Genomic DNA, 14,043 nt, shown 5'->3' on the forward strand with positions numbered 1-14,043 from the left:
CACACTTCCGCTCCGGATCCTCGAGGAGCATCCAGAACGGGAACAGGTCCCAACCCTTCGACCGCGATTCGTCAAGGAGGGCCAGGACGGCCCCCTCGATGTGGTCTGTGTCAGCCCCTTCGTCCGTGCGCCCATCCACCATTGGTAAATTATACCACCTCACCCACCGTGTTGTTTAACCCCGGGGGCCGGGTCCCTTCCTCGCGGACCGGCGACTCCGGTGGTCCGCCAGCGCCTGAGGCAGGTGAGGTCACAGACGGCACGGCCGAAGACCCGCATACCGCAACCCAGGCACCACCGCGGCTCGCCTGGCGGGGACCGTGGCTGCTGGTCCTCGGTCAGCGGGGGAAGCGGCCTGGTCCCGCGGTGGAGCGAGTGCGGCACCCGATGGCCCGGGCGCGCCCTCACACCGTCGACCGTCCTCACGATGCCGCCCCTCCCCGGGAGCGTGATCCGACCGCCCACGTCACGCCGCCCTCCTGCTGTTCCGCCGGCGCCCGCGGTTGATCCCGCTGGGCAGCGACCGCAGGTTGGACCGCCGGTTGTCGAGGCTGTCGAAGTTGATGTGGTCAACGTCGTGGCCCGCCTGCGCCTCACAGAGGAGGCCGTGCACCTTCACCGTCCGCCCGCCGACCTTCACACCGAGGTATGGCGTGGTGAGGCAGTTCCCGGTGATGTGCAGCCGGTCGAGCGGCAGTCTCTCGGCGGCGTCGCGATCGAGCCTCGCGGTGAAGTTCCCGTGCTTGTTCCTGATGTGGACGACGATCGTGTCACCGTCGAACACGATCGTCCGCTCCACGCTCCTTCGTCCGGACATCACCGCGTGCCCCCGTGCTGCCTGGCCTCGATGCGGTCGAGCGTGGCGTTGGTCCGGGCCAGTGACTCCCTGACCTCGGCCATCAGGACCTCGAGGCGCTCCTTGATGGTCCGACGCCGGACGGTCCGCTCCCGTCGGCAGTCGTCGCAGTAACGTCGGTGCATGCCGACGGGCTGCTCGCGTTCGTAGGTGAACGTCTCGCCGCAGGTCCTGCAGATGCTGGTGAATGTGAACATCGGTGTGGCCTCCTGGAGTACGTAGGGCGGGCCACAACAAATCGACCGAGGAGCGGCGATTTCTTTTTGCGGGTCGCTTTTGAGACCGGGCGACTACCTAGGACAGCGGAGTAACCGCCGAAGCCGAGTCGGGTGGGACCCAGGATCGTCGATAGGGCCACCGCGGTGAAACGACGCCGGGAGTCGAAGGCTCCCCGTGGACACTGGATCGAAACAGCAGACCGTGGGCAAGCGACGCATGCTGGCCCCGCCGAGAGCTGGTCCGAGTAGATCGCAGTGGTCGCGCCGCCGGGCGGTGAGCCGGCAGATCAACTTCGAGGGGCACCGGGGCTTCTACCCTCTTCACCCGGTGACGGCCTGAGCCGTGGTCCGTGGGACCCGCTCTTCCGAACTTCGGAAGAGGGGGCCTGGGCGGAGGATGCTGGATGGTGCAGGGCAGGGAGCGGGACCACCGAGGGGGAGCCGACGGCTGGAGGAAGAACGTCGGCTCCCCCAGACTTTCTCAGCCGCCCTCGACCGTCACCCGCATCCCGTCCGGCGTGTCCAGGGCGTCGGTGTCCACCGCGGTCCCCGCGATCAGCTCGACCAGCCGCACCTTGGGCACGTACCGCCTCCCCTTCAGCCTGAACGCGGACTCGGCACGGTCGGGGTCACGCCGCCACCAGCCCCGCAGCACGGCGGCCCGGCTCGCCTCGTACACCTCCCGCAGCTGCGCCTGCCGGCCGGTGAACATCGGGTCCCTCCTCGCCTCCTCGTAGAGCGCGTCCCAGTAGTCCAGCGCGTACCGGACGTCGCGCGGGATGATCAGCCTCCTCCGCGTGCCCACGACTACGTCGGCCCCCGGTCCGCCACGCAGGCCCGCTCCTCGGCGTACTGCCAGCCCGTGAGGATCCGGTCGACGGTCAGCGACGCCGGCCACACGAGGACGTTCGTCATGCCGCAGGCCGGGCACGTGATCCTGAGGACGACCGGGATGTTCCCGGGGAGCGCGTGGTGGCCCTCGTCCAGGATCCCATCGAACAGCTCCTCGGTGACCGCGTTCACCTCGGGGCGGCACGCGCACAGCTCGAGGCGCGCGATCCGCCCGTCCTTCTCGACCTTCCTGACCCTGTCGCTCATCACGTTCTCCATCGGCGTCGCCGGGTTGGTCCAGCGTGGCGACGTGCGGAGATCATCGTCATCCCGGGGTTCACCCTCCGTGGTATGAACGGTGGCATGAACGGTGACAAAAACGGATCGCGTAGGATCGTCCGGATGGCGCCGCCCTGTCCGAACTGCGGATGCACCCGTCAGCGCAGGGAGCTGAGGTCGTACCGGCCGGACGCGATCGATCCGAGGCTGCGTGGCGTCGAGCCGGACGCCCGCGGGTTCATCACGCGGTGCCCCGCCTGCGGGGCCCAGGGGCTGGTGGATACGAAGGAGTGCAAGGCCTGCGGCGACACCTTCGAGTACGTCGTCTCCGCCTGGAACTGCCGTCCACGCCGGTTCTGCGAGGACCCCGACTGCCGCCGCGAGCGCCACCGGGTCACGATGCAGAGGTGGCGTGTCGACCAGGCTCGTCGAAACGGGAGGTAGCCGGCCCGTTCCCAGCTCAGCCGCTACCTATCGGATGCGACCGTGCCTCGCCCCGAACTGCCCCGCCCTCGTCCGTCCACCCGAGAACCGCTGCCCACGGCACCGTGCCGAGGCCGACGCCCGGTGGACCCGGACCGTCGAGATGCGGCGGGCCGAGCAGGGATGGCGGGCCTTCTACCGGACCGATGCGTGGCGCCGCCGCCGGACCGAGCAGCTGGCCCATGAGCCGACGTGCCGGTCATGCGGGACGGACCGCCAGCTCCAGGCGGCGCACGTCGGCGTGACGCCCAAGGAGTGGGAGGCGTTCATCACGGCCCCGCTCCAGACGCTGTGCATCCGGTGCCACGCCCGGAGCCGCGCCGCCGAGAACTGGAGGGGCGGGGGGTGAGCTACCCGTGGCCTGCGGGCCGCGTCGCCTCGGCGTAGAACTCCTCGGCGGAGATCGAGTGCTCGATGCCGCCGTGCTTCCCGAACAGGTGGAACTGCCACTTCCGGCCGAGCGTCTCCGGCGACATGTGCCAGTGGCCGTTGAAGAAGCGGCAGAAGTAGCGGCGGCCGATCTTGATCGGCGAGCGTTCGTAGTCGGCGGCCCGCTCCGGTTCGAGGACATCTTCGTCGCATGCCGATCGGGCGACCATCACCAGGTAGGCAGTCTCGAGCTCGGTCTCCCGCTTGACGGCCCGACCCTCATGACGGACGGGCTCAAGGCGGTACACGAGGCCCCAGGGCTGAGCCTCCGTAGCCAGGCCCGGGAAGGACACCTCGTAGTGCCCCTCGTGCTCCAGGAACCTGATGAACCGGTCCATCAGTTCCCGCTCCTCGTCGATCTGGGCGCGTCTCAGGATGATGCCCTCGACCCTCCTCCCGAAGTGAAGCGCCAGGAGCAGGAAGACCACACCGCCGAGGATCTCGGCGATCAGGTTACCCCTCATTCCCACGAGCGGTTCTTCGTGGAACCAGACGAAGGCGATCGACCCGATGAGGAGCACCACGGCCGCGATCAGCGACCAGGACCGCCGCGCCGCCCAGAGCCTCACGTCCAGGTACAGCCGCCTCCAGAGTCGCATCTCGGCATCATGCACCGTCAGTCCGACACGGCAGCCACGGGGTGCGGGCGACGATCGGAGTGACCCGGGCCGCAGGCCATGGGGAACCAAGGCCTGGGCCGTCTGGGAGGATCGGCGGGCAGCGTGGTGATTCGAGGGGGCATCCAGCGGCCCATCCAAAATGACGGCGACCGGATTCTGGACCCCGCGCTAGGTCGGGCGTCGGCGCTTACACTTCGAGTCAAGAACAGGACCGACCGCCTACCTACTCGGTGCCGGCACGTCGGGTTCCCACCGAGATCAAGCGCAGGACCGGGACGGTCAACGTCACCCGCGAGGGCAGGCGGCCGCCGGAGCCCGCCGTCGCCTGGGTCCCGATGCCGGATCCGCCCGACGGCTCAGACGACGACAGCAGTCGTGTCTGGTCCGACCTGAAGACCGTGGTCGATGCGCTCGGCGCCGCCGCCCAGAGCGACGTCCCCGCCTTCAGGAACCTGGTCCGCCTCCAGCTGCTCCTCACGCAGGCCTATGCCGCCATCCCCGTCGACGCCGACCTGGTGCTCCGCATCCAGGCCCGGGTCGACAGGCTCATGGCCGAGTTCGGCCTCACCCCAGCCAGCCGCACGAGGCTGGCCGCGCTGAAGACCCCCGAGGCGACCTCGGCGCTCGCGAGGCTCTTCAACTGATGTCGGCGCCGAGGCGCAGGAACTGGGTCCGGCTCGCCGAGCGGTACGCGCAGGACGTGGTCGATGGGACCGTCCCCGCGTGCCCCGAGGTGCTCCAGGCGTGCCGCCGGTTCCAGCGCGACCTCACGAACCCCGAGTTCAGGCTCGACCGCGATGCAGCCAGTCGAGCGTGCACCTTCGTGAACCTCTTCCTCGAGGTCCTCCCGTGGGAGGCCTTCCTCATCGTCAACGTCTTCGGCTTTCGCCGGAGGGACACCGGGCACCGTCGCTTTACGTTCGTCAACGTCTGGATCGGCAAGGGGAACGGGAAGTCGGCTTTGGCAGCGGCCCTCGGCCTCTACCTCGCGTTCATGGACGGGGAGCAGGACGCCGAGGTGCTCACCTACGCCTTCAGTCGGGAGAACACGCGGCACGTCTGGGAGACGGCCAAGCAGATGCTCCGCAGGAAGCAGGGCACCGAGCTGGACGTGGCCAAGGAGTACGAGATCGAGCTGAACGCGGTGACGCTGTACCAGGCCCGGACCAACTCGGTCTTCAAGGCCAACAGCTCCAACCCCGACGCCCAGCACGGCAGCCGGCCGTCGGCGCTGATCATCGACGAGCTGCACACGGTCCGCGATGAGCTGTGGGACACGCTCAAGGGCGCGATCGTCAAGCGCGCGAACAGCCTCATGCTGACGCTCTCGACGGGCGGCTTCGACATCTCGTCCAAGGGCTTCAAGGTCTACGAGTACGACCGGAACATCCTGGCCGGCGTCGAGCAGGACGACGACACGTTCGTCCTCATCTACACGGCGCCGACCGACGATATCTCCGACGAGGCCAACTGGCGGAAGGCCAACCCGTCGCTCGAGGCCGGGATCATCGACATCAGGAAGTTCCGGGCCACCGCCCGACAGGCCCTCAGCGTGCCCGGTCAGCGGGGCCAGTTCCTCGCCCTGCACATGAACCGCTGGACGGGGGCCGCCGAGGGCTTCATCGACGTGGCCCGATGGGATGCGCTGCCCAGGACCACGGTGCAGGACTGCATCGATCGCGGGCTTCCGTGCGTGGTCGGCATGGACCCGGCCGACACGAACGACATCTTCGGGGTGGCGATCGTGTTCTTCGAGGAGCCGGCGCCGATGCAGCGCCGTTACCACGTCTTCTTCCAGAACCACCTCTCAGAGAGCGGCGTGCAGAGGCACCCGCGCTCCTCCCTGCTCCGGGACTGGGCCGCGGCCGGCCACCTCACGATCCACCCCGGCCACAGCCTCAGGATCGAGGAGGTCGTCCACCCGCTGGTCGACCTCTGGCGGACTCTCCCCCAGGCCGAGTTCATCTGGGACCCGAAGTTCGCCAAGGCCGGCGTCGACAGCCTGCTACGGATGGAGGGCGTCCCCGAGGAGCAGTCGGTCCAGCAGCCGATGACGCCCGCCGAGATGACCGTCCCGCTGCGGGAGATGGGCGCCGCTGTGAACGAGGGCCGCCTGCTCCACGACGGGAACCCGTGCGTCTCCTGGCAGGTCGGCAACCTCCTCGTGGAGAGCCGCGGGGCGATCCTCAAGCCGGTGAAGCAGTCGGACACGGCCAAGATCGACGCGCCGATGGCCCTGGTGACGGCGTTGAAGCGGGCCTCGGTGATCCCAGTCGGCCACGACGACGGCCCCTTCCTGGCGACCTGGGCCTGATCGTCACGCGATCCGGTCACTTTCGTCGGTGACCGCCTATCTACCCTGTGAAGAAGGCCCCCCGTGCACGCTCGGCCAGGTCGAGGCGCAGTGGCTCCCGCTCCGCCCCGCGATCGAACCGCCTCTACGTCGGACCCCACGACGTCTTCCTGCGGGGCCACGACCTCGCCCTCGCCAACCGGACCCTCGGTGTCCCGCTCGACATCAAGGAGCCGACGCTGGAGCAGGCGAAGTCGGTCTCCACCGTCTGGGCATGCATCCGTTTCATCGCCGAGAACCTCGCCTCCGAGCCGCTCCGGGTCGTCCGCTGGGATGCCGCTGGCCGCAAGGAGATCCTGGATGACCACGCCCTGGTCCGGTTGCTGAACGAGCGGGCCAACCCCTGGACGCCGGCGGCCACCCTCCGTGAGGCCCAGGTCGACCAGGCCCTCACCCACGGTAACGGCTTCTGGCAGATCGTCAGGTCGCAGTCGGGCCGGATCGTCGAGCTCCGCATGCTCCGGTCCGAGTGGATGGCGTACCGCGACCTCGCCGACGGCTCCCGCGTCTACGTCTACAGGCCCGGAGCCGACGAGGTGGTCCTCGCGCCCGCCGACGTCGTTCACATCTACGGTCCATCCGAGGACGGCCTGTGGGGCGTCGGCATCATGAGGCGGGCCTGGCGGGCCATCGTCAACGCGTACACCGCCGAGACGTACACCCTGATGCTCTACGCACAGGGCGTGAACGTCGGCGGGATCATCACCCCAGCCCGCAAGCTCGACACGGACGAGAGAGAGGCGTTCGTCCGCTCGCTCCGAGCCCGGAGCCAGGGCACGGAGAACAGCCACTCCTGGCTGCTGCTGCCGCCGGGCGCCGAGGCGAAGGAGTGGAGCCCGCCCGACGCCGAGAGGATGCAGATGGTCGAGGCGCAGAACTTTCTCGTCCAGGAGCTGGCCCGCTACTTCCGTGTGCCGCTGCACATCGTCCAGGTCGTCGCGGCGAGCCAGGGCTGGGGCAAGAACCTCTCCGAGCTGAACACCAGCGTCGTCAGGAACCTGCTCTATCCGTGGAAGGTCCGCATCGAGCAGGAGATGACGGCGAAGCTGCTCTCCCCACAGGAGATCGAGCAGGGCACGTACGTTGAGCTGGACCTCGCCCGCCTCGAACGCGGCGACGGCAAGTCGTTGGTCGACCAGCTGGCCGTCGAACTGGACCGCGGGGTCATCACCGTCAACGAGTGGCGCGAGGCGACCGGCCGCAACGACATCGGCCCGGCCGGTGACGTGCACCAGGTCCGCGCCGCGCCGACCTCTCCGCCCGCCGCTGGCGACAGGGCCGACGGACCGGAGGAGGAGACCGATGAAGATCAACCGGAGTGACCTGAGCGCTGCCTTCCCGTGGATGGCCGATCCCCGGGTCGCGGCTCGGCTGTCGACGCTGTCCAGGGTCGACGCCAGGGTCGACAAGAAGGCCGAGGTCGTGGACGTCTACCTCTACGACGTCATCGTGACGCCCGAAATCGAGGCGCTGTTCGGCGTCGGCATCTCCGCCCAGGGCTTCCGCGAGCAGCTCAAGCAGGCCGACGGCGCCCGCCGAGTGAACGTACACATCAACTCCCCGGGCGGCGACGTTGACCAGGGGAAGGCGATGCTCAGCGGCCTCCGGTCGCTGCGCGCGGGTGAGAAGGTGGCCGTGGTCGAGGGCCTGGCGGCCTCCGCCGCGACGGTCGTGGCCATGGGCGCCGACCGCGTCGTGATGGAGCCCGAGGCCGTCTTCATGATCCACGAGGCGAGCGGCGGGATGTGGGGCTCGGCCGCCGACCACGAGAAGTTTGCCGAGATCCTCCGGATGGACAACGCGGCCGTCCGTGCCCTTTACGCCAAGAAGACGGGCCTCGACGACGGCCGAATCGCGGAGCTGATGGCCGCCCAGGAGCCGGGCGGCACCGTCCCGGGCACGTACATGGACGCGGCCCGTGCCAGGGAGCTCGGCTTCGCGGATGAGGTCCTCGCCCCACCGACCAAGGAGGCCGCCGCGGCGTTCAGGGCGACCGCCTCCGTCGCCACCCCGAACCAGATCGCCGTGAAGCTGGCCTTCGCCCGCTCACGGCAGCAGCACCCGCCGGCGGACCGCCGCGGCTAACCACAAGCAAGGAGCAGGAAGCATGGACATCATCGCAACGCTCCGCAGCCGCCAGAACGAGATCGAGGCGCGCCTGTCGGAGTTCACAAAGCAGCTCACGGAGGGGACCGTCCTCTCCGACGAGCAGCTCAAGGAGGTCGACGACCTCAAGGCGGAGTTCGACCGCAACGCGGCCCAGGTCCGCGCGGCCGACATCGCGGCCAACGTGCAGGTCCAAGCCGCGGCGCCGACCTACAAGGTCAGCGTGGCCTCCGCCGGACAGGCCCCGGCGTTCGTCCGGGGCGCCAAGGCCTTCAAGGGCCTCGGTGACATGGCCATGGCGATCTTCCGCCAGCGGACCAATACGGCCTCGCCGGCCGAGGTCCAGCGCCTCGCCGACGAGCACGGTCGAAAGCTCGAGTCGTGGAGGCGGGAGAACGCGCTCGACGGCGGCATCAACATCGGCACCGACTCCCAGGGCGGCTACGCCGTCCCCGGCGAGTATGACACCACCGTCGATCGCCTCGTCCTGAACGACCAGTCGCTCCTGCCGCTCTGCCGGCAGCGGCCGATGAGCCAGGACGTGGCCAAGGTGCCCACGAACGACGTCTACCCGTGGGCGGTCTACTCCGGCACGGATGGCCCGGCCGTCGTGTCCGAGGGCGGGACGTACACCTCGGCATCGATCGTCCTCGGCCAGGCGACCCTGACGCTGTCCAAGGTCGGTCACATCGTGCCCTTCACCCTGGAGGCCGCGAAGTTCGGGGCCGTCACGGCGGCGGACCTCATGGACGGCGCGCAGCTGGCCCTGACCTACAAGGTCAACCAGACCATCGTGGCGGGCCTCACCGGCGCGGCCGGGGCCCACGTCGTCCCCTCCGGCTCCACGGCCTCCGGCTCGTTCACCTACGACGACAGCGTGGCGATGTACAACCGCCTCCCGTCGGAGTGGATCGGCCCCTCGACCCGCTGGGTCATCAACCCGGACATGCGCGAGAAGTTCCAGAAGTTTGCGCTCTCCGGCACCCAGGGCTTCGTCCCCGTCTACCTCCCGGCCAACGCGCAGCTCGCGCCGTTCGGCTCCGTGCTCCACGGGATCCCCGTCCAGCCGTTCTTCGGCATGCGCCCCATCGGCACGCAGGGTGACGTCCTCCTCTGCGACTTCAGCAAGGTCTGGGCGGGCACCGCCGGGCCGGTCCTCCTGGACTACGACGCCTACGCCGGCTTCGAGAACGGCAAGGGCGCGTTCCGCTGGACCTACTTCCTCGGCGTCACGCCTCGCCTCACGACCAAGCCGCAGCCGCCCAACGGCCAGGCGCTCTCCGCATACGTCGTCAAGGCGTCCCGCAGCTGATCCGCTGGTGGCCTGAACGGGAGCGGCTCCCCGGAGCCACTCCTCCTTGAGGCAACTAGACCATGGCGACGCTCGCTTCACTGACCGACCTGAAGGGCTACCTCGGCATCACGGCCGCGGCCGAGGATGCCCTGCTGTCCCGGCTGCTGACCGGCTCCTCGGACTTCCTCGAGAAGGCGACCGGCCGCACGTTCGCGGCCGAGGGCCACACCGGCACCTTCGACGGGGACGACTCCCGACTGCTCTTCCCCACGCACACGCCGATCCTGTCGGTGACCTCGCTCACCGTGGACGGCCGGACCATCACGGAGCGCGGGTCGTGGGACGCCGAGGGGTTCGTGGTGCGACCGTACTACCTCGAACTGTCTTCCGGCCTGTGCTTCACCCGTGGACTGGCGAACGTTGGCCTCCAGTACTCGGCCGGCTTCGAGACCGTGCCCGGTGACGTGCAGCAGGCCGTCATCACCCTCTCGGCGCTGGCATACAAGGAGCGCACCCGGGTCGGCGTCCTGAGCAACACCGTCCAGGGCGAGGCCTTCAGCTACCAGACCCTCACGCTGCCGCAGTCGGTGCAGTCGGTGGTCGACGCGTGGAGGGTGCTCCTCTGATGGCGGGCAGGGTCACCGTCAACGGAGGGTGGATCGATGCGGAGCGGCACCTCCTCCGCGTCCCGTCCGAGCTCGTCGCGCAGACCAAGGAGTTGGTCGGCACCGAGATGCGGGCGGCAGCCGGCGACATGCTCGCCAACGTCACCGGCGGTGTGCTCAAGACGGTGAGCGGCAGCCTCGCGGCATCCGTGAAGGGGACCGCCCGCGTCCGGCAGGGCTACACCGTCAGCGGACGCGCCGGCAGCCGGTACTTCATCGGTCGATTCTGGGATGACGGCTTCACCCGCCACGGACGCCGCTACCGGCGTCCCTGGGCCGAGCCGGTCGTCAACGCCCGGGCCCAGGCCATCGCCGACAACATCGAGCGGCTGATCGACCGCGTCTACACGGATGGGGGCTACGGCCGGTGACGAACTCGCACGAGCAGATCTTCGCGGCCGTGTTTGCCCGCCTCTCGGGCGCGCTGACCGGGGCCGTGACTTCGGGGCGCCGGGTGAGGAGCTGGGAGGAGGTCGGCCCCGAGGCGCAGCCGGCGTTCTTCCTCGAGCAGCTCGGCGCGACGCTGGAGAACGCTCCGCCCGGCCCGAGCCGCCAGACGGTGCGCGCCAGCGCCCTGTTCTACGTCCACTCGGACACGGCGGACGGGCCGATGCCGCTGTTGAACTCGCTGGTCGCGATCGCGACCGGCAGCCTCGTTGAGGCGAGGGGGATCCCTACGACGCTCGGCGGGCTCGTGGCGTCTGCCCGGCCGACCGACATCACGTACGGCGGCGGCAACCTCGGGGCCCAGGGCATCGCCGCAATCACGATCGAGATGAGGACGGCCTGACCCGGAACGGGCCGACACCGCTAGTTAAGACGCCAACGACGGCAAGGAGACACGACACATGGCTTCGATCACATACGGCTCGGGCAAGCTGTTCTTCAAGAACCCGACCACCTCCCAGGTCTACCAGGTGATGGAGATGACCGACGTGGAGCTGAGCTACGAGGGCTCCACGAAGGAGTACTACGGCTCGCGGCAGTTCCCGATCCTGAGCGTGACCGGACAGAAGAAGGTCAGCGGGAAGGCGGGGACGGCATTCATCGACGGCCGGCTGCTTTCGGTCATCCTGAGCGGAACGACCACGGCCGGCCGTGAGGTGCTGAACGAGGTCAGCGCCACCGGCTCCTCGGCGACGGTCTCGCCGACGGGGACTTCCTTCGCCGCCGACTACGGCGTCGTGGACGCGGCCCGGAACCCGATGAACATCACGTCCTCGGCCCCGGCCGTCGGCGCGTACGCCGTGAACACCGGGTCCGGCATGTACACGTTCAACGCCGCGGAACCCGACACGAAGACGATCACCTACGCCTACAACACGGGCTCCGGCTCAACCTTCACGATGAAGAACGCGCTCCAGGGCGTGCAGACTGGGTTCACCCTCTTCCTGCAGCAGCGCGGATCCGACGGCGAGCTGTTCGGCGTGAAGCTGAACTCGGTCGTCATCCCCGGGCTGTCGTTCGCGTTCAAGGCAGAGGACTTCTCGGTCACGAACCTCGACTTCGTGGCGCAGGTCGATGCGGCGGGCGACCTCGGTAAGGCCTTCACGGAGTGACCGCGATGCTCGATGCCGTGATGATCGGCGGTCGCGAGCTGCGGCCCGCGCCCCTGACGTTGAGGGGGATCCATGCGCTGATGAAGGCGGGCCACGTCTCCAAGCTGCCCGGGTACGCGGAGCTGCCCGATCACGAGCAGCTCGTGCTGATGGTCGGGTTCGTGGCGGCCGCGCTCGGCGTCGAGGAGTCATGGCTCTGGGACAACGTCGGCGTCGCCGACTTCGATGCGCTCCGACGCCTATTCGAGGGCGTACTGCTGGCGAGCAGGCTGGTGGGGGAGAAGCCCGAACCGGGGGAAGCGGTGAGCCGCTGACCGAGGACGGGTTGGCGGCGCTGATCGTGATGCTCATGGCCGACCTCCATTTCACGTGGGACCGGGCGTGGGAGTTGACCTGGCCGGACGTGCTCCTCATCGACCAGGGCAATCGGTACCGGAGCAGGGCGACGGAGCGGGCTCCTAGGGCGGACAAGAGGAGTCACGCAGAGTTTATGAAGTTCATCGGGGGCTGAGCACATGGCGAAGCAGATCGGCCTCGGCGTCGTCATCGACTTCGCCGACGCGAAGCGTGGCCTGGAGCAGGTCAGGGGCGGGATGGAGAAGGCCCGGTCCTCCGCCCAGACCTTCGGAAACGCGCTCGGCTCGCTCAGCTCGGAGCTAGGCTCGGCCGGCCGTGCGTTCGGCGGGCTCGCGTCGATGCTGGCGGCCGGGTCGCTGGCAGGTGCGGCGTCGGCGGCCTTCATGACCATCATCGGTTACCTGAAGGACGTCCAGAGGGAGACGGCCGAGACCGCCAAGGCGTTCGATGAGAAGCTGAAGGGGAGCCTCGAAAAGCTCACGGGCTACGTCGATGTGGCCCGTGCCGCGCGGCAGGAAGCCCAGGGGATGGACCCGAAGCTGATCGAGTTCGGGAGGGAGCTGGTCGCCGTCCAGCAGAAGATGCAGGCGATCAGGAAGCTCGCCGGCGAGAAGCAGGGCGGCAACCTGTTCCCCGAGCAGTTCCGCGAGATGGAGGAGCTCCGGAAGCAGTACGACCGGGTCATCGAGACCCGCCGTCAGTACGTGCAGGAGACCGCGGCGGGAGCCTCGGCCAAGGCGGCCACGAAGGCCGCCCAGGACGCCCGGCGGGCCGGCCAGGACGCCACGAGGGATGCCGCGCGGCAGGAGGAGGAACGCGCCCGGCAGGGACAGGCCGCGCTCGATGCCCGGGCCCGCTCCTACGAGAGAGCGCAGAAGCAGCGCCTGGACGATGCCAGGCGGCAGGCGCTCGCCGAGGCGGAGGCGATGACGGGCTACGAGGAGGATGGTGCCCGGGCCCCCGAGTACCAAGACCTCAAGTCCAAGGACTTCGCCGCCGACCAGCGGAGGTACAACGACGAACTGACGCGGAGCGTCGCCCTGAGCCAGCAGTGGGGCTCGACGCTCGGTGACGTGTTCGGCCAGCTCGTGGCGGGCCAGATGAACGCCGCCCAGGCGGTCGCCGCGGTCGGGCAGCAGATCATCCAGACGGTCACCCAGACGGCGATCGCGTCGATCACCGCGGACGCCTCCCGAGCCGCGGCCGGAGCCGCCGCGTCGCAGGCGGGCATCCCAGTGGTCGGTCCGGCGCTGGCGGTCTCGGCCATGGGCGCGATGCTGGCCGCCGTCCTCGGCCTGCTCGGTAACATCGGTGCGAGGGCCAAGGGCGGACCCGTCTTCTCACGGTCCCCGTACGTCGTCGGCGAGCGCGGCCCCGAGCTGTTCGTCCCGAGCATGGGCGGGACCATCGTGCCGAACGGAGCGCTCGCCGCAGCCGGCGCCGGTGCTGGGCCCTCGGTCGTCAACAACTACGTCATCCAAGCCATGGACACGCGGTCGTTCTACTCGGCCCTCAAGAGCAACGACGGCCAGCTGATCCGGGTGCTGAACGAGGCGGCCAAGGACGGGAGGTTCTGATCGATGTCCAACGACGTGTTCCCCGACCTGCCGGGCCTGGACGTTGAGGTCGATCGGACGACGCTCTACCGGACCAGCACCTACGAGACAGTCGGAGGCCGTGAGCAGCGGGCCGCCTGGTGGTCGTCGCCGAGGTACCGGTACCGGCTCCGCTGGAACCTCCTCCGCGCCGACGTCGCGGCACCGGCCCCGTGGGCGGCGTACAGCGAGGCGGCCGCAGTCCAGCGGTTCTTCGACGTCCACCTCGGCGCCTGGGACTCGTTCCTGATGGTCGATCCGTACTCGGCCGCCCAGGTCCGCGTCCGCTTCGTCGAGGACAGCCTGCGGTTCACCCGGGAGGTCCCCGGAGTCTGGGCGGCGCAGGCCGAGGTCATCTCGGTGAAGTGACTCGGTCACCCGAGATGACCTCGGAGTGA

19 protein-coding genes are annotated in these 14,043 nt (G+C 69.1%); 14 read left to right on the plus strand and 5 right to left on the minus strand.

Features of this window, described 5'->3' with window-relative positions:
* Positions 1-466: 466 nt before the first annotated feature.
* The 4 genes from A2CP1_RS06470 to A2CP1_RS06485 all read right to left on the minus strand — a co-directional run bounded on the left by A2CP1_RS06470 (position 467) and on the right by A2CP1_RS06485 (position 2,172).
* Positions 467-799, minus strand: a complete 333-nt coding sequence (locus A2CP1_RS06470; protein ID WP_041450456.1) for an HNH endonuclease — start codon at positions 797-799, stop codon at positions 467-469.
* A gap of 17 nt (positions 800-816) precedes the next feature.
* Positions 817-1,053: a hypothetical protein gene (locus A2CP1_RS06475; protein ID WP_012632613.1), complete on the minus strand. Its 237-nt coding sequence runs from the start codon at positions 1,051-1,053 to the stop codon at positions 817-819.
* Between the two features lie 502 nt (positions 1,054-1,555).
* Positions 1,556-1,879, minus strand: coding sequence for a hypothetical protein (locus A2CP1_RS06480; protein ID WP_012632614.1), 324 nt, complete (start codon positions 1,877-1,879; stop codon positions 1,556-1,558).
* Between the two features lie 2 nt (positions 1,880-1,881).
* Positions 1,882-2,172, minus strand: coding sequence for a hypothetical protein (locus A2CP1_RS06485; protein WP_012632615.1), 291 nt, complete (start codon positions 2,170-2,172; stop codon positions 1,882-1,884).
* Positions 2,173-2,268: 96 nt separating this feature from the next.
* Here A2CP1_RS06485 and A2CP1_RS06490 point away from each other — a divergent pair, with 96 nt between their 5' ends.
* Positions 2,269-2,628: a hypothetical protein gene (locus tag A2CP1_RS06490; RefSeq protein ID WP_150106325.1), complete on the plus strand. Its 360-nt coding sequence runs from the start codon at positions 2,269-2,271 to the stop codon at positions 2,626-2,628.
* Positions 2,629-2,770: 142 nt separating this feature from the next.
* Complete coding sequence (locus A2CP1_RS06495; protein WP_012632617.1) at positions 2,771-3,016, plus strand: hypothetical protein; 246 nt, start codon at positions 2,771-2,773, stop codon at positions 3,014-3,016.
* A gap of 1 nt (position 3,017) precedes the next feature.
* On the opposite strand, the gene A2CP1_RS06500 is transcribed toward A2CP1_RS06495, so the two are convergent.
* On the minus strand, positions 3,018-3,695 hold the full coding sequence (locus A2CP1_RS06500) for a hypothetical protein (RefSeq protein ID WP_012632618.1): 678 nt from the start codon (positions 3,693-3,695) through the stop codon (positions 3,018-3,020).
* 251 nt (positions 3,696-3,946) lie between these two features.
* Between A2CP1_RS06500 and A2CP1_RS06505 the strand changes: the two genes are divergently transcribed.
* From A2CP1_RS06505 to A2CP1_RS06565, 12 genes are all read left to right on the plus strand, one after another.
* On the plus strand, positions 3,947-4,360 hold the full coding sequence (locus tag A2CP1_RS06505; protein ID WP_041450458.1) for a hypothetical protein: 414 nt from the start codon (positions 3,947-3,949) through the stop codon (positions 4,358-4,360).
* Complete coding sequence (locus A2CP1_RS06510) at positions 4,360-6,030, plus strand: terminase large subunit (RefSeq protein WP_012632620.1); 1,671 nt, start codon at positions 4,360-4,362, stop codon at positions 6,028-6,030. Before A2CP1_RS06505 ends, A2CP1_RS06510 begins: the two co-directional genes overlap by 1 nt.
* A 47-nt stretch (positions 6,031-6,077) precedes the next feature.
* Complete coding sequence (locus A2CP1_RS06515) at positions 6,078-7,391, plus strand: phage portal protein (protein ID WP_012632621.1); 1,314 nt, start codon at positions 6,078-6,080, stop codon at positions 7,389-7,391.
* Positions 7,372-8,154: a head maturation protease, ClpP-related gene (locus A2CP1_RS22795; RefSeq protein ID WP_012632622.1), complete on the plus strand. Its 783-nt coding sequence runs from the start codon at positions 7,372-7,374 to the stop codon at positions 8,152-8,154. Before A2CP1_RS06515 ends, A2CP1_RS22795 begins: the two co-directional genes overlap by 20 nt.
* A 22-nt stretch (positions 8,155-8,176) precedes the next feature.
* Positions 8,177-9,487 (plus strand): phage major capsid protein, encoded by a 1,311-nt coding sequence (locus A2CP1_RS06525; protein WP_012632623.1) that lies wholly within the window; start codon positions 8,177-8,179, stop codon positions 9,485-9,487.
* Positions 9,488-9,549: 62 nt separating this feature from the next.
* Positions 9,550-10,095 (plus strand): phage head-tail connector protein, encoded by a 546-nt coding sequence (locus tag A2CP1_RS06530; protein WP_012632624.1) that lies wholly within the window; start codon positions 9,550-9,552, stop codon positions 10,093-10,095.
* Positions 10,095-10,505, plus strand: coding sequence for a hypothetical protein (locus A2CP1_RS06535; RefSeq protein WP_012632625.1), 411 nt, complete (start codon positions 10,095-10,097; stop codon positions 10,503-10,505). Before A2CP1_RS06530 ends, A2CP1_RS06535 begins: the two co-directional genes overlap by 1 nt.
* A complete protein-coding gene (locus A2CP1_RS06540; RefSeq protein ID WP_012632626.1) occupies positions 10,502-10,924 on the plus strand; it encodes a hypothetical protein in 423 nt (140 codons plus the stop codon). The genes A2CP1_RS06535 and A2CP1_RS06540 overlap by 4 nt, the downstream gene beginning before the upstream one ends.
* A 58-nt stretch (positions 10,925-10,982) precedes the next feature.
* Positions 10,983-11,693, plus strand: coding sequence for a hypothetical protein (locus A2CP1_RS06545; RefSeq protein ID WP_012632627.1), 711 nt, complete (start codon positions 10,983-10,985; stop codon positions 11,691-11,693).
* Positions 11,690-12,007, plus strand: a complete 318-nt coding sequence (locus A2CP1_RS06550; protein WP_041450459.1) for a hypothetical protein — start codon at positions 11,690-11,692, stop codon at positions 12,005-12,007. The genes A2CP1_RS06545 and A2CP1_RS06550 overlap by 4 nt, the downstream gene beginning before the upstream one ends.
* A gap of 201 nt (positions 12,008-12,208) precedes the next feature.
* Complete coding sequence (locus A2CP1_RS06560) at positions 12,209-13,627, plus strand: hypothetical protein (protein ID WP_012632630.1); 1,419 nt, start codon at positions 12,209-12,211, stop codon at positions 13,625-13,627.
* A gap of 3 nt (positions 13,628-13,630) precedes the next feature.
* Positions 13,631-14,014 (plus strand): DUF2460 domain-containing protein, encoded by a 384-nt coding sequence (locus A2CP1_RS06565; protein WP_012632631.1) that lies wholly within the window; start codon positions 13,631-13,633, stop codon positions 14,012-14,014.
* The last annotated feature ends 29 nt before the right edge of the window (positions 14,015-14,043 follow it).

The organism is Anaeromyxobacter dehalogenans 2CP-1 (assembly GCF_000022145.1).
GTDB classification, from domain to species: Bacteria; Myxococcota; Myxococcia; order Myxococcales; family Anaeromyxobacteraceae; genus Anaeromyxobacter; species Anaeromyxobacter dehalogenans.

Coding starts and splice junctions, on each gene's coding strand:
- A2CP1_RS06535 (WP_012632625.1), top strand. CDS start 10,095: ATGGCGGGCAGGGTCACCGTCAACGGAGGGTGGATCGATGCGGAGCGG.
- A2CP1_RS06530 (WP_012632624.1), top strand. CDS start 9,550: ATGGCGACGCTCGCTTCACTGACCGACCTGAAGGGCTACCTCGGCATC.
- A2CP1_RS06565 (WP_012632631.1), top strand. CDS start 13,631: ATGTCCAACGACGTGTTCCCCGACCTGCCGGGCCTGGACGTTGAGGTC.
- A2CP1_RS06485 (WP_012632615.1), bottom strand. CDS start 2,172: ATGAGCGACAGGGTCAGGAAGGTCGAGAAGGACGGGCGGATCGCGCGC.
- A2CP1_RS06495 (WP_012632617.1), top strand. CDS start 2,771: ATGCGGCGGGCCGAGCAGGGATGGCGGGCCTTCTACCGGACCGATGCG.
- A2CP1_RS06510 (WP_012632620.1), top strand. CDS start 4,360: ATGTCGGCGCCGAGGCGCAGGAACTGGGTCCGGCTCGCCGAGCGGTAC.
- A2CP1_RS06560 (WP_012632630.1), top strand. CDS start 12,209: ATGGCGAAGCAGATCGGCCTCGGCGTCGTCATCGACTTCGCCGACGCG.
- A2CP1_RS06490 (WP_150106325.1), top strand. CDS start 2,269: ATGAACGGTGACAAAAACGGATCGCGTAGGATCGTCCGGATGGCGCCG.
- A2CP1_RS06500 (WP_012632618.1), bottom strand. CDS start 3,695: ATGCGACTCTGGAGGCGGCTGTACCTGGACGTGAGGCTCTGGGCGGCG.
- A2CP1_RS06545 (WP_012632627.1), top strand. CDS start 10,983: ATGGCTTCGATCACATACGGCTCGGGCAAGCTGTTCTTCAAGAACCCG.
- A2CP1_RS06525 (WP_012632623.1), top strand. CDS start 8,177: ATGGACATCATCGCAACGCTCCGCAGCCGCCAGAACGAGATCGAGGCG.
- A2CP1_RS06475 (WP_012632613.1), bottom strand. CDS start 1,053: ATGTTCACATTCACCAGCATCTGCAGGACCTGCGGCGAGACGTTCACC.
- A2CP1_RS22795 (WP_012632622.1), top strand. CDS start 7,372: ATGAAGATCAACCGGAGTGACCTGAGCGCTGCCTTCCCGTGGATGGCC.